The sequence below is a fragment of the Candidatus Zixiibacteriota bacterium genome (assembly GCA_034003725.1).
Lineage (GTDB): Bacteria > Zixibacteria > MSB-5A5 > GN15 > FEB-12 > WJMS01.
This window is the reverse complement of sequence record JAVEYB010000001.1, coordinates 474,157-487,372: the sequence shown is the minus strand read 5'-3', so window position 1 is coordinate 487,372 and position 13,216 is coordinate 474,157. Positions and strand designations below refer to the sequence as shown.

Below are 13,216 nucleotides of genomic sequence, written 5' to 3'. Positions count from 1 at the left end.
ACCGATGTCACTCGCGGCCTCGTATGCGGACGCGAAAGTTTAGACTTTCCAGCCGGCCGTCGATACTGCATATAGTATGCAGGACACAGGACTTTTGCTGAAGAGGAGGTTGGACTATGAAACGACTGTTTGTGCTGGCGGCGCTGACGGCCGCACTGCTTGCGTGTGGTCTGCTGATTGGATGCAGCGACGATGACGATGAAACCAATCCCGTCATCACGGGCGATCTCAACGACTCAGACTATGTGTTTTTCGATGACTATGCCGCCGACCTGGGCAGCGCCCCGGCGCAGTTCACGCTGATGTCGGTCTTCGGCTTCATTCAGTACCTGCAAACAGGTAAGGATGCCGGGGAGGCCAACGAGGAGGTCGTCATATTCAACTACTCGTACGCCAACGGCTGGCATATCGCCGACTTCACCATCAACATCGTTGATACGGTTGACGACGTGATCGAAACCCTCGTCATCGCGGGAACCGACTCCCTGCAGGCGTGGGTCGACGGGGGTGTGGTTGAGACGCCGGAAAACCAGCCGGATTCGATCAAGGTCCGCTCGCACTTCGATGTCGGCATGAACAATACCGACGGCGATTATGCGTCGGCCCAGGTCCACCAGGCCTTCACGATGAAAGCGGTGGTGCTCGCCACACCCGGAGACGAATATCGGATCGATGGCCTCGGTGTTGATACGCTGACGGCGTACTTCACCGATGATTCGTCGAATACCTGCAATATTCATATCGAGATCGCCACCGTCTACAACGCCATCACAATCAACGAGACCGTCCTGCAGAACGATGGGTGTCCGAGTAGCGGATCGATGACGAACACAATCGATCTTGAGTTGACCTGTTCCAACGCAGCCTCGCCGCTGGGATCACTCGAAGTGGACGGCATCTGGATTGTCACGGAATCGTTTACCTCGACGACCGAAACGCGGACAGTGACGTTCGGCGACGTGGTCTGGACAGAGACCTTCGCCTGCGGTTCGTGACGGATAGTCGCATCGGCCGCAGAGGCACATGTCATAACGGATGTACGGGCGACCCCGGGCAGGGTCGCCCTTGCTTTAAACCTCATCGGTCTAAGCTGTGGCAGAAACGGCAAAGTGCTTGACGAGAGGTTGTGGGATCGTAATTTTGGGGGCGCACTACGCTATTCGACGACGGAGGAGTGGCTGAGTGGTCGAAAGCGGCGGTCTTGAAAACCGTTGTACCGCAAGGTACCGTGGGTTCGAATCCTACCTCCTCCGCTTTGTCTGGGCATGCCGTCATCATATATCAGCCGACAACCGGTGTGGATGAAGAAAATTCGGCGGGCCAGCTCGAGCGCTGACGCTGGCAACATGAGGCTGTACGATGTCACTTATTGCTCTCACAAAACGCGAGTCGATCGCCCAGATAGTCCTGCAACGGGGGAAAGTCAACGCCATCAACGCAGAGATGCTTGCGGAGTTGCGCAGGGTTTTCGAGGATCTCCGTACCACCGAACCCGTACGCGCGGTCTTGCTGACCGGACGCGGGAGCTTCTTCTCGTTCGGATTCGACGTTCCGGAGCTGCTCACCTACTCGAGGGAGCGGCTGGTGTCGTTTCTTGCCGATTTTAACGCGTTTCTTCAGGAGCTGTTTCTTTTCCCGAAGCCGGTGGTGGCGGCGATCAACGGGCACGCCACCGCGGGCGGCTGTATGCTCGCGATATGCTGCGATGACCGATTGATCGTCGATGCGCGCGCCCGCATGTCGCTTAATGAGATCAATATCGGCGTGCCGGTATTCTCCGGAATAACGGCAATCCTCCAGCAGTGCGTCGGAGCGCGCATGGCCGAGTGGATTCTGATGGACGGCGCCATGTATACGTCGGAGGAAGCGCTTCGGCTCGGACTGGTCGACCAGATCGTCCCACCCGAGGACCTGCTGTCATCGGCGCTCAAGCGGGCAGAGTCGCTTGGGGCGAAATGCACATCGGCGTTTGCCCAGGTCAAACGGTTGTCGCGAAGTGCTGCGGCCAAAGCCGCACGCGGAGACGCTGAATCGATCGAACGGTTTGTAGATATCTGGATGTCGCCGCAATCACAAAAGCTGCTTCGCACGGTCACGATCAGGGAATAGGCGCTCGCTGACCACCGGTCGTCCGCTGAATTCTGAAGTCTAATAGGCTCAAGATCGAACCATTGCCTCGCCCGCAATCCATCCGGTAGTCCATGCCGACTGGAAATTGAATCCGCCGGTGACGCCGTCGATGTCCAGTACTTCCCCCGCAAAATACAGACCGGGCACGAGGCGGCTCTGCATCGTGCGGAAGTCGATCTCGCGGAGGTCCACGCCACCGCACGTAACAAATTCTTCCTTGTAGATGCCCTTTCCCCGGACCTCGAATTCAGCACGCGTAAGCTCTTCAATCAGTAAATCCATCGCCGGCCGGCTCAGTTCGCTGAACGTGGTGGTGTCCGGAGTACCGGTGTGCGCGACCAGCATTTGCCAGTATCGCCGGGGCACACCGAACGGGTTGTGGGTCTGAACACGGCGTTTTCCGTGCTCGTTGCGGCACTCAACCAGTGATTGATAGACCTCGACCGGTGACCGCCCGGGCAGAAAATTCACACGGAGCCGCGCGCGGTACCTGTGGTCGTGGAGCAAACGCGCACCCCAGGCCGAGAGTTTGAGGATTGCAGGACCGCTCATTCCCCAGTGGGTGATGAGGAGGGGACCGGATTGCTTCAACGTATGCTCGCCGGCTTGAAGTTCGGTGTCGACTTGTGCAAAGCTGATTCCGGCGAGCGCGGCAATCCGGGGATCATCAATCTTGAACGTGAATAGTGACGGGACACACGGCACTATCGTATGGCCGAGTTCGCGGGCGAAGCGATACCCCTGCGGCCCGCTTCCGGTCGCGATCAGGACGCGGTCCGCAGACTCGTCGGACTGGTCGTGAAGTGAAATGATGAATCGACCGCTGGTCGGATCCACCGCCACGCTCCCTACTCTGGCGCGCAGCCGAAGATCCACGCCCGCGTGCATTGCGGAGTCGAGAAGACAATCCGTTATCGTTTTTGACGTATCAGTCACGGGGAACATCCGCCCGTCGGCTTCCGCCTTCAGCGCTACGCCGCGACGTTCGAACCAAGTCACCGTATCGCGCGGCTGGAAGCGGCTGAAAGGACCGCGGAGTTCCCTGCCGCCTCGGGGGTAGTTCGCCACCAGCGCCGCAGGATCGAAGCAATGGTGCGTGACGTTGCATCGCCCGCCCCCCGAGATCCGCACCTTCTCAAGTGGCTCTTCGGACGCTTCGAACACGGTGACCCGCGCGTCGGGCTGGTTTTCCGCGGCGGCTACGGCGGCAAATACGCCGGCAGCGCCGCCTCCGACAACAGCAATACGCCGTGCCGTCATACTAGGAACCTTCCTACTTTCATAGATGTCAGTATCGCGCACGATGTCGTATGTACCAAGCGGAATGTTCTGAACAACCGTCGCCAGCAGGCGGCAAAGGAAAGGGCGAGCGGACCCGGCCGTTCGCCCTGGAATCGAAGATCCGCAGCGGATCGTCTACTTGATCACGAGCGTGAACTAGTTGACAATTCGTTCGAGACTGTTGGATTGACGATTCAGCTCCTCGGCTGCTGCTGCCGACTGCGTCGCGTCCTCGGCGGCCTGCTTGGTGGTACTCGCGATCAATTGTACTGACTGCGACATCTGCTCGGCGGCTTCGGTCTGCTGAGCGGATGCGGCCGCGATCTGCTGAATAATCTCTTCCACCTGTTGTGACACGGTGACGATTTCGTTGAGTGCGGAGCCGGCTCTGTCGGCAAGCGTCCGACCCTTATCGATTTCCTGCACGCCGGCTTCGGCGGAGTTCACCGCTTCTTCAGTCTGCTGCTGGATTCCCCGGATCATCTGTCCGATTTCGCCCGTCGCCTTACTGGTACTTTCGGCGAGCCTGCGAACTTCGCCGGCGACGACCGCGAATCCCCGTCCCTGTTCACCGGCCCGGGCAGCTTCAATTGCCGCATTCAGGGCCAGCAGGTTGGCATGATCGGCGATATCGTCGATGACGCCACCGATCCGTCCGATCTCGTCGGTCGACGACGCCAGTTCGGCGATTGACTGCGACGACTGCCGGGTGAAGTCGGCGACCTGCTACATGCCGCGGATCGTATCGCGGACCGTTTCGCCGCCTGCCGACGCTGTGTCGGAGGCCCGCTGAGACGCCTGGGAAGCTTCGCCGGTGTTGTTGGAGCTCTGCAAGATGGTTGCGGTCATCTTCTCGATCGCCGATGAGATTTCATCGACCCGGTCTTCCTGCGCGACGATGCCCTTGGCCATCGCTTCCGATGTTGATGCGATCTCACTGGCGGCGCTGCTGAGCTCGCGCGCATTGTCGGCGAGCTGCCGGATAATGGATGACAGATTATCAACCATGACGGCGAACGACTGTCCCAGCGCGTCGCGATCGGACGGGGCGGCTACTTTTACCGTAAGGTCTCGCTCGGATATGCGGCGCGCTATTCAACGAATCTTCCGGAGAGTTCACTCGTCGTGCTGGATTCGATGGACAACCCGAAGATATCGTTTCTGGCCCAGTCCGCGAACGTGCGCGAGTGGACCTCGATGGTACGTTCGACTTTGTCCGCGTACCGGGACGTCGTCAGGCCGATCAGCCGGGAACTACTTTCAGTGAGCGAGCCGTCGGTGAATGAGTGGAAGTAGTAGATGATTCCCAGCACGACTATCAGGCTGACCACACCGGCGCTCATGATCTGATGTTTGATTTTCTACGCGCTCAATCTGAGCATCGTGTATCATTCCAAAACGGGCGTCCGGGTTGTGACCGAACGCCCGTTTGAGGTCTGCGTCGAAGCCGAATGCGGCTCCTGTTCTCCCGAATCACTCGGCAGCCACCGTCTTCAGCGGTTCGAGCTCGAGCGCGAGGTTGTTCTGGCGGCGCATCTGCTGCCACTCGGCCTTGGAAACAGCCGCTTTCTCGCCGGGCATGCTGCTGATGATTTCGAAGTAGTCAAGATGGTATTTGTCTTTGAGGACGTCGGCCTGCGCCTTGCATTTCACGGCGTAAACGGTCTGAACTGACTGGTGGTCGAACTCGCGCCAGGTCTGAGCATCTTTGATCAACTGATAGGTGTGCCCCTCGAGTGCCGCAACGACCTTGGGAGCCGTGAATGACCCCGCGCGTTCAACGGCAGCCTTGTATTCGTACATTATGGTGTAGGCCGACGCGCCCGACGTGCTCGGATAACGACCGTACTTGGCCGCGTAGGTATCGACGAACTTCATACCGCGAGCATAGTTGTACTTGTAGGGGACCTGCCACGTCCAGGGCAGAGCGCCGATTACGCCTTCCATCACTTGCGGTCCGCCGCCTTCAGCCATGCCCAGCGTGAGGTTCGGGACTACAATCTGACAGGTGGTTTTCAGACCCAGGTTGGTGGCCTGGCGAATGGCGTTCACCATATCCTGACCGAACAGCACCAACACGAGTACGTCGGGCTTCAACATCTGGGCGAGCGCCAGCTGCTTGGAGAAATCCTTGGTGCTGAGCGGTGTAAGAACGCCTTTGTGCTCGTAGGCGTCTTCGGTCCCCGTGAACCTGCGCACGGACGCTTCGGTAGTCCATCCCCAGGTGTAGTCCGCCGTGATGTACATGTACTTTTTGCCCGCATAAGCGGTCGTGAGGTACTCCGCAATCGTCTTGGCGGCCATCCAGGAATCGTAACACTCACGGAATGTGTAGCGGTGAGCTTTGGAACCGGTGATTTCCGTAGAGTAGGTCAGGGTACCGAAAAAGGGCACGCCCTTCTGCTGACAGACACCGCCGACTGCAACTGCGACGCCACTCGACGCTCCGCCGAAGATCATCTTGACCTGATGGTTGTCGATCAGGTCGTAGACGTTTTGTACGGAAACCTCGGGGTTGGACTTGGAATCACGGACAACCAGTTCGACCTGTTTGCCGAGAATGCCGCCCGCAGCGTTAATCTCCTCCACTGCCAGAGTGGCAGCGCGGAATTGGTCGAGTCCCTGAACACTATATGGGCCGGTCTCAGGGTAGTTGAGTCCGATCTTGACGGTCTCGGACCCAAACGAGAGCTGGCCAGCCAAAACGAGGTACAGGCCGACTGCGATGAGGGTTCGGAAACGTACCATTGTGCAGTCCCCTCTTGCTTGTTTAGGGTTGGTGTATTTACGACACCGTATGTTTGGGTTTTTTCCTTCGCCACTACTGGCCGGGCGGTCTTCGACGGCCGAATGTACCGTCCGACCTCCGGGCAATTGACTTATATCACATATCGGGGGGCTGCCACGAGTGAGAGTTTCTCCCCGTCCCGATAGCTGGCGCTATCGGTTCCGCGAACCCTGCCGCCGGCTGCGCCCTGAACTTGTGGCCGGTTCCCATCTGTCTCCAGTGGACCAACGAGACATCTTGTTCGATCGACGGCGATTCTGTGTACGTGCTGGATTAGCGAGGCTTTACCGCTGCCACGGCGTGATCGAACAACATTGAGTTTATCGTCTCTTTTGTCGAATTCTGGAGCGTTGTCAGCCGGGGAAGAGAAATAACGCGGCCCGATGTTTCACGCGCTGTTCTTTCCGTGAACATCCGCTTGAAGCTCGTCCGGACGGGACGCTCATTGGATGTGAGTATTCGGTGGTTTCGCGTGATCGAAAAGTGTTGGAACAATCGATTCAACAGCTTATACGTTAGTCAGGTAACGTACCAGACCTTAACTCAGGCAGGTTGGAATATGCCCTATTGTCCCAAGTGCAGGTATGAGTACAAGCAAGGGATAATCGATTGTCCCGAGTGCGAAGTGCCCCTGGTGGGTTCCCTTTCTGAGCTGGCGGATCTGGCGGGCTCCGAGGATGGGGAGACATACGAAAACTGGGTGGCGCTGGCGCGGCTGACCTCGCCCCAATATGTGGGGATGCTGGAGGAGGTACTCCGCGACGACAATATTCCCGTAGTGGTAGTTCGCGGCGCAGGCTATTTTGAGGTAACCGGCCAGATGGGGCTGACGTCGTTTGCGCCCGGAGGCGGAGCGTACACGTTGATGGTCCCGGAAGAGTTTGTGGCTGACGCCGACGCCCACGGCTTATCGATTATGGGTGAAGACTGGGCGAAGTCTCGGCTCGTCGATATCGAGGAATCGGAGTAACGCAACGTGAGGCGCACCAATTGTGCCACGTAATCCGTCACATGACGGTCGTCTCTCGGGCTGCCGCGAGAATGTGTTCGGCTAGCCGCCCGCCGGATTCAATCGGTCGAGGGTCGAACTGCTCCCAGCCTCGTGATTGAGCCAGTGACGCGAGGCGGCGGTCCGGATTGACGACGATCGCCGTTGAGGCCCGTTCCAGCAGAAAGCGGTCGTCGAAGTGATTCCCCACAGCTACCGTGGGACGCCAGCCGAAGCCGTTGTCTCGCAGCCACGTTTCGGCAAAGCGCACTTTGCGGCGTCCGCGCGGATGCGGCTGCGTCACAGCCCCTGTATAGCGCTCATCAACCAGTACCGGGTCGGCGGCGACCAGATCGTCGAGCTGCAGGTGTCGCGCGAGCCGCGCCGCCAGCGTACGCGGACCTCCCGTGAGCAATACCTGTCGTACGCGACGCTCGCGCAGGAGCCGCACGGCTTCGATAGTCCCCGCGAACAGGCAGCGTTCTATTCGCTCCGACCAGCACCGCTCAAACAGATCGGAGACCTCAGCCGCCGGCAGTCCGCGCAGGTACGCAAGCTTCATCTTGTGCCACATGGGGGGCCACGAACTCAGGCCGAGTCTAAGCATGTGCAAAACTGTCCGTGAGATTGAAATGCGGTAATGGTGTTCGCGCACATACGCGAAGAAATGGCGCTCAAGGCTGGACTGCACCAGCGTGCCGTCGATATCCCACAATACAACCATATCACGACTCACCGGATTTCTCGCGGATGAGAGCGATCCCCTCGATAACCACCGGCAGTCCGCGCACAAGACATACGACCGCCGCCGCGACGGCCGCCCAGTAGCCAATCTGGAAACCGGCGGTGAGCCATTCCGGCTCAAAGTGCTTCCAGCGGAGCAGGACGTTGTCGACGGCCGCCAGAAGCAGGAGCCATCCGAACGTGAAGGCTTTGAGCACGGCGTAGCCCGACCGCATGATCGGTGATCCGGTCAAAAACTTGCCCAGTCTCGAGCGTTGCAGCGTCTTTTCGCCAAACCCGGCGTAGCCGAACTGGAGCACATACCCGCGGATGCTGTCCGTGAGAATGCCGCGAGAAATAACAACGATCGGAATCCAGATCGGAATGAGGCCGATGTCGGCAAGGATGATCCACATGACGGTCTCGAGGATACGGTCCGCAGCGATATCAAGCACGCTGCCGAGTGTGGTCGACTGGTGAAGTTTTCGCGCGAGATGGCCGTCGAGCCAGTCGCCGATTACGATCAACACGGCAAAGAACGCCGCGAGCAGACCGTCAAGCACAGTCCGCCCGTACACGAGTATGACCACGACAAAGACAAGCAGAAGACGCGTTATGGTGACGATGTTGGGCAACGAAAGCGCTGACGGCATAGCATATCCTCCCTCGCTATTGTACACCACCGCCGTAGTGAGAACCAGCTAAAAAGAAGAAACCGCCCGGCTCCCGCATCGGCCCGAAGCCCGGCTGTCAGCCTCACCAGCCCGCCGAGCCCGGACTTCCTTTGAACGGGCCGACAATATCGGGCGTGATCCATCCGCCGTAATATCCGCCCGGCTGCGGAGTAACCAGTGCGCCGTCCACATAACAGGCGTCCATCGGAGCGGCATAAAAGGCGACATGATCTTTCAGATCAGAATACGGCGGGCTGGGATCCGGATAGTACCACGCCATGCTTTGCGCCTTCTTGCCGTCAACGACTACCGAGTAGTAGTGGCAGCGTCCTTTCCACTCGCACTGCGATTCTCCGCGCGAAGGGACCAGGCAATCCGGGAGGATATCAGCCAGCGGAATGTAATAGGTCGGAGGATGGCCGGTTTCGAGGACGCGAATCGATCGTCGTGAGTCGGCTATGGTTCGACCGTTAAACAAGACCTCAATATGTCGCGACGTCGATTCGACTCGCGGCGGGCGCGGGTAGTCCCACACCGATTCCTGCCCGGGCGCGGGTTCAATCCGCATCGGACGATTCATGCTGCCCCTTTCGGTAGTCATTGAGGTTCAGGCGCGTCGAGGAAAATGCCGGTATGTTTACTGAAACCGCCGACACGGGGCATTTGTTCATTCGGTCGAACTACACGGGTGTCGGGTCAATCGCCGGTTGCGCCGGGCGAATCACAGTCGTTTCTTGGCGCAGGCAACAACACGGCTATTTGCAGAGGAGTACCGGAATGACGGTTGGATTTATAGGTCTTGGAAGCCTGGGCCGGGCGATGGCCGGCAGGCTCCAGTCTCAAGGTGTCGAACTGGTGGTATGGAACCGGACCCCGTCGAAGGCCGAGACGCTCAAGGCGACAGTGGTTGACAGCCCTGCGGCCGTCATCAACGCCTGCGACACGGTGATTCTCAACCTCTTTGACAGCGACGCCGTGTTTGAGGTTATTGCCGAGCATAACGGGTTGATGGAAGGCGCGTGCGAAGGGAGAATCATCATCGACACGACCACCAATCACTTCGACAGCGTTCTGTCGTTTTACGATCTGCTCAGCCAGGCCGGAGCCGAATATATCGAGGCGCCGGTTCTCGGCAGTGTCGTCCCGGCGTCACAGGGGACGCTAACCATTGCCGTCAGCGGGGCGAAGGCCGCGTACGACAAAGTCACGCCGCTTCTGCAGATGCTGGGGATCTCGATCTTCTATCTCGGTACTCCGGGTCTTGCGACCCGCATGAAACTGGTGAATAACATGGCCCTCGGTGTAATCATGGCAGGGCTGGCGGAATCACTGGCCTTCGCCGAGGCGTCCGGTATCGACAAGGCGACCGCACTCGACATACTGGCGGCGGGTGCGGGCAGCGGCGCTATCCTGAACGCGAAGAGACAAAAGCTGGCGGCCGAGGATTTCGCCCCGCACTTCTCGGTCGACGCTATCTACAAGGACCTTCATTATCTGCAGGATCTCGCCAGTGAACTAAAAAGACCGCTGTTTACCGGCGGCATCGCGCGGGAAATGTTCGGTATGGCGCGGGCGCAAGGACTGGGCTCAGAGGACTTTTCATCAGTCTATCGCGCCGTAAGATAACCTTAAGGCGGCGCCGGTCCGAAGTCGAATCAAGTTAGGACTTGTGAGATTGCCGCTGCGCCACTAAATTATGGATGCCCGGTGATCTCCGGCCGTACATCAGGTCGCACGCTCGTCTTGTCTCCGGTGCCCGGAGATTGAAATTGTTGTCACCCTGAGGACTGGTGGTGAATCAATGCGAAATCTCAAGTATGCACTCCTGATCATCTTTGTTCTGTCGGTGCTGTCCTGCAACGGCGAACGGAGCCCGGCAGGACCAACCGCATCGCCGGATACGGGCTCAAGCGTCAATTCATCGGTTCAGCCGTTTCTCGATCCAGCGTACCCGTCGCTCGAATCTCTTTATATCTATGGCTGGCCGGAGTATCTGCCGTCGGTAACCGACACATCGTATGATGTTTACGCCCTCACCGTAATCTGGGGCTATACGTTCAACACCGGCACACCGAACCCCGACACCACCGACTGGAGCGGGACACTGCACATCAATTTCGAGGGATTTGCGGAAGCGCTTGCGCCAATCGGTTTCGAGCCGGGAGCGGACTCGATTATTCCGGTGAATGCCCCGGTGTGGTTCCCGTGGATCTCTACGACGACCGGCGATGATTTCGACGGATATACCTGCGTGGTGTTCTTCAAACGCGGGAATGTCTATTTCGACGCCCCGCGCGTGACTATCGAGACCGGTCCGTTCAGTGCGGAGATCCATGTCGAGGAGTTGGCGTCACTGACGGAGTTTCACCAGGTCGACGCACACAACGGCGTGATCATCCACTCGCATGAGTTGCCGCTGAACACCTTCTGCCCGCGAGGAACGATAGTCGGCCGGTGGCTGCAAAACAGCAGCGATCGGGGTAACGGGACTTTTGAGGCGGTGTGGGGATCGCGTGATGGAGCGCCGCTCGGCTATCTTCTCGGAACATTCACCACAACGGCTGCCAACGGCCGGACATTCAGCGGCTGGGTTACCGGTTGGTTCACCGATCATATCATCGCCTGGGTCGACGGAATTTGGTGGTTCGATGATTACAGGATGTGCCCGTTGTGCGGCGAAAGCCACGGCGTTTTTGAAGGGACATTTGAGTTTGCCGACGGTTCCGGGGAGGGCGGTACGATCAAGGGGACATTCGGAGATTTCAATCTTCCACCTGAGCAAACCGACCTGCCGATGACCGGTGTGTGGCGAGTCGACTGCCCGATATCCACACACCTGGACCGACTCGATCTGAGCCAGTTCGAGAAGTGACCGCGCATCGACCGGCGGTCCTCAGGCAGGCTCGCCGGTCCGACGTTTCAGGAATGAAGGAGTGGGCAGCCCGGATAAGGCGAGCGCAACGGCGATGAGCAATCCGCCCGCCGCCCGCCGAAGGACAACCTGCTCGCCGCCGATCGTCCACGCAAAGGCCGCAGCAAAAACCGGTTCCAGCGCAAATACGAGCGAGACGCGAAGGGGGGAGGTGATCTTCTGTGCAACCATCTGGATCAGAAACGCCGACAACGTTGGGAATACAGCAAGGAATATCACGGTCCAAAACGCATGGTCGGTCGTGATGTTCAGAGGCAGCCCGATTATCAGCGAGGTAAAAAGCGCCAGTAGACCATTGAGCAGAAACTGCTGGCAGGAGAAGACATACGGGTCGAACCCCCGTTTCATATAGCGATCGGCATACAGCAAATGCAGTGCGTATGCCACCGCCGCCACCAATGTGAGTGCGTCGCCGAGATTGACATAGTGCAGACCCCCCGTTAGAATCCACAAACCGATCAACGATATCGCCGACGCCACGACTTCCATGACGGTCGGGCGCCGTTTAAAGATGGTCAACAGAAACAACGGGACAAACGCGACGAACAGGCCGGTGATGAACCCCGAATTTGATGCCGAGGTGTACTTCAGGCCCAGTGTCTGCGGGACATACAGAAACCACAGCATGATGGCGAGGGGAACCGAATAACGGAAATTCTCCATGACGTGCCGCCCGGTTTTCAGCAGGTAGATCAACAGCAGTCCGCCCGCGATCAGAAACCTGTAGGCCACCATCGTGACCGCGTCAATGCCGGACAGCGCATCTTTGACGATGAAGAATGTTGCACCCCAGATAGCTGCGGCGTACAGCAGGCCCAAATCGGCCAGGCGGGTCTTTTGAGTAGTGGTCAGCGGCATATGACGCAGACAGTTAGCTGTGCTACACCGTGAATGTCAAAGGAAAAACCGGATCGGGGGGGACGGGTGCGTATCAAACGCGGCGGACCAGGGCGATAGGACGTTCCGGATGACAGCCGGCGTTGAGCGGCTTGGTGAAGTCCCAGTCCCGCCACCATCCCACGAAATCGAAATCGGGTCGCTGACTCATGAAAAGCAGGAACTCCTGCGGGTAGAGCGCTTTGTTACGCTCAATCATTTCGAAACGGTGATTCTCCCCTCCGTCGTTGACTTCGATGCGCCACACTTCCTCATAGAGTTGTTGCGCCGGGTCGACCAGGCGGATATCAAACGACGAATCGACCGATAGTCGATCTCCCGCGGTGACCACGCGGCTGGTGTGGACCGGTACCATCATGTCGCTGAACTGGATGCAGCAGTCGAGAAAATACAGACCGCCCGGTTTGAGCGCCGCCGCAACCGAGTCGAAATGAGTCTGCATCTCCTCAAGAGAATTCAGATACAGCGACCCCAGCATGACAAACACGAAGTCGACCGTCTCGGGCGAGGTGAAGGAAACCATGTCGGCTTGAAACAGCAGCGGTTTCGGCGAAACGCGCGACCACGAGGACTCGGCGTACTGCAACATGGCGACATTGATATCAAGACCAAGATACCGGTATCCTCGCCGAATGAATTCGCCGGCGTGGGGCGCCGGGCCGCAGGCGATCTCCAGCACCCGTTTCACCGGGATTGCGGAATACCGTTCAATAGCGGCGCCCATAAAAGAGGTTTCGGCCGGGATATCCCGGAAGGAAAACGCCGCCTCGTAATACTGCGGATGGTTATACAGCATCTCTCAC

Annotated in this window: 15 protein-coding genes and 1 tRNA gene; 6 read left to right on the top strand and 10 right to left on the bottom strand. The window is 58.6% G+C overall.

Annotated features, from left to right (window positions below):
- Positions 1 to 116 precede the first annotated feature (116 nt).
- The 3 genes from RBT76_02110 (at position 117) to RBT76_02100 (ending at position 2,109) form a co-directional block, all read left to right on the top strand.
- Positions 117 to 995, top strand: coding sequence for a hypothetical protein (locus RBT76_02110; protein MDX9856563.1), 879 nt, complete (start codon positions 117 to 119; stop codon positions 993 to 995).
- Between the two features lie 173 nt (positions 996 to 1,168).
- Positions 1,169 to 1,253 (top strand) — tRNA-Ser (locus tag RBT76_02105).
- A 106-nt stretch (positions 1,254 to 1,359) separates the two neighbouring features.
- Positions 1,360 to 2,109 carry an enoyl-CoA hydratase/isomerase family protein gene (locus RBT76_02100; GenBank protein MDX9856562.1) on the top strand — a complete coding sequence of 250 codons (750 nt, stop codon included), beginning with the start codon at positions 1,360 to 1,362 and terminating at the stop codon, positions 2,107 to 2,109.
- Positions 2,110 to 2,157: 48 nt separating this feature from the next.
- On the opposite strand, the gene RBT76_02095 is transcribed toward RBT76_02100, so the two are convergent.
- The 5 genes from RBT76_02095 to RBT76_02075 form a co-directional block, all read right to left on the bottom strand.
- Entirely contained in the window at positions 2,158 to 3,390 is a 1,233-nt protein-coding gene (locus tag RBT76_02095) for an NAD(P)/FAD-dependent oxidoreductase (protein ID MDX9856561.1), read from the bottom strand.
- Positions 3,391 to 3,567: 177 nt separating this feature from the next.
- A complete protein-coding gene (locus tag RBT76_02090; protein ID MDX9856560.1) occupies positions 3,568 to 4,101 on the bottom strand; it encodes a methyl-accepting chemotaxis protein in 534 nt (177 codons plus the stop codon).
- A 36-nt stretch (positions 4,102 to 4,137) separates the two neighbouring features.
- Entirely contained in the window at positions 4,138 to 4,419 is a 282-nt protein-coding gene (locus tag RBT76_02085) for a hypothetical protein (protein ID MDX9856559.1), read from the bottom strand.
- Positions 4,420 to 4,502: 83 nt separating this feature from the next.
- Positions 4,503 to 4,754, bottom strand: coding sequence for a hypothetical protein (locus RBT76_02080; GenBank protein ID MDX9856558.1), 252 nt, complete (start codon positions 4,752 to 4,754; stop codon positions 4,503 to 4,505).
- A 130-nt stretch (positions 4,755 to 4,884) separates the two neighbouring features.
- Positions 4,885 to 6,159, bottom strand: a complete 1,275-nt coding sequence (locus RBT76_02075) for a substrate-binding protein (GenBank protein MDX9856557.1) — start codon at positions 6,157 to 6,159, stop codon at positions 4,885 to 4,887.
- Positions 6,160 to 6,833: 674 nt separating this feature from the next.
- On the opposite strand from RBT76_02075, the gene RBT76_02070 reads away from it, so the two are divergent.
- Positions 6,834 to 7,169: a hypothetical protein gene (locus RBT76_02070; GenBank protein ID MDX9856556.1), complete on the top strand. Its 336-nt coding sequence runs from the start codon at positions 6,834 to 6,836 to the stop codon at positions 7,167 to 7,169.
- A gap of 37 nt (positions 7,170 to 7,206) precedes the next feature.
- On the opposite strand, the gene RBT76_02065 is transcribed toward RBT76_02070, so the two are convergent.
- The 3 genes from RBT76_02065 to RBT76_02055 form a co-directional block, all read right to left on the bottom strand.
- Entirely contained in the window at positions 7,207 to 7,911 is a 705-nt protein-coding gene (locus RBT76_02065) for an HAD-IB family phosphatase (protein ID MDX9856555.1), read from the bottom strand.
- A 1-nt stretch (position 7,912) separates the two neighbouring features.
- The gene (locus tag RBT76_02060; protein ID MDX9856554.1) at positions 7,913 to 8,563 is read right to left on the bottom strand and encodes a CDP-alcohol phosphatidyltransferase family protein; all 651 of its coding nucleotides are present in this window, start codon (positions 8,561 to 8,563) and stop codon (positions 7,913 to 7,915) included.
- A gap of 103 nt (positions 8,564 to 8,666) precedes the next feature.
- Positions 8,667 to 9,164, bottom strand: coding sequence for a DUF427 domain-containing protein (locus tag RBT76_02055; GenBank protein MDX9856553.1), 498 nt, complete (start codon positions 9,162 to 9,164; stop codon positions 8,667 to 8,669).
- Positions 9,165 to 9,217: 53 nt separating this feature from the next.
- On the opposite strand from RBT76_02055, the gene RBT76_02050 reads away from it, so the two are divergent.
- Both RBT76_02050 and RBT76_02045 read left to right on the top strand, forming a co-directional pair.
- Entirely contained in the window at positions 9,218 to 10,210 is a 993-nt protein-coding gene (locus RBT76_02050) for an NAD(P)-dependent oxidoreductase (protein MDX9856552.1), read from the top strand.
- A gap of 175 nt (positions 10,211 to 10,385) precedes the next feature.
- Positions 10,386 to 11,456, top strand: coding sequence for a hypothetical protein (locus RBT76_02045; protein ID MDX9856551.1), 1,071 nt, complete (start codon positions 10,386 to 10,388; stop codon positions 11,454 to 11,456).
- A gap of 21 nt (positions 11,457 to 11,477) precedes the next feature.
- Here the strand turns inward: RBT76_02045 and RBT76_02040 are convergent, their stop codons facing one another.
- Complete coding sequence (locus RBT76_02040; GenBank protein MDX9856550.1) at positions 11,478 to 12,374, bottom strand: DMT family transporter; 897 nt, start codon at positions 12,372 to 12,374, stop codon at positions 11,478 to 11,480.
- Positions 12,375 to 12,447: 73 nt separating this feature from the next.
- Complete coding sequence (locus tag RBT76_02035; protein ID MDX9856549.1) at positions 12,448 to 13,209, bottom strand: class I SAM-dependent methyltransferase; 762 nt, start codon at positions 13,207 to 13,209, stop codon at positions 12,448 to 12,450.
- Positions 13,210 to 13,216 lie beyond the last annotated feature (7 nt).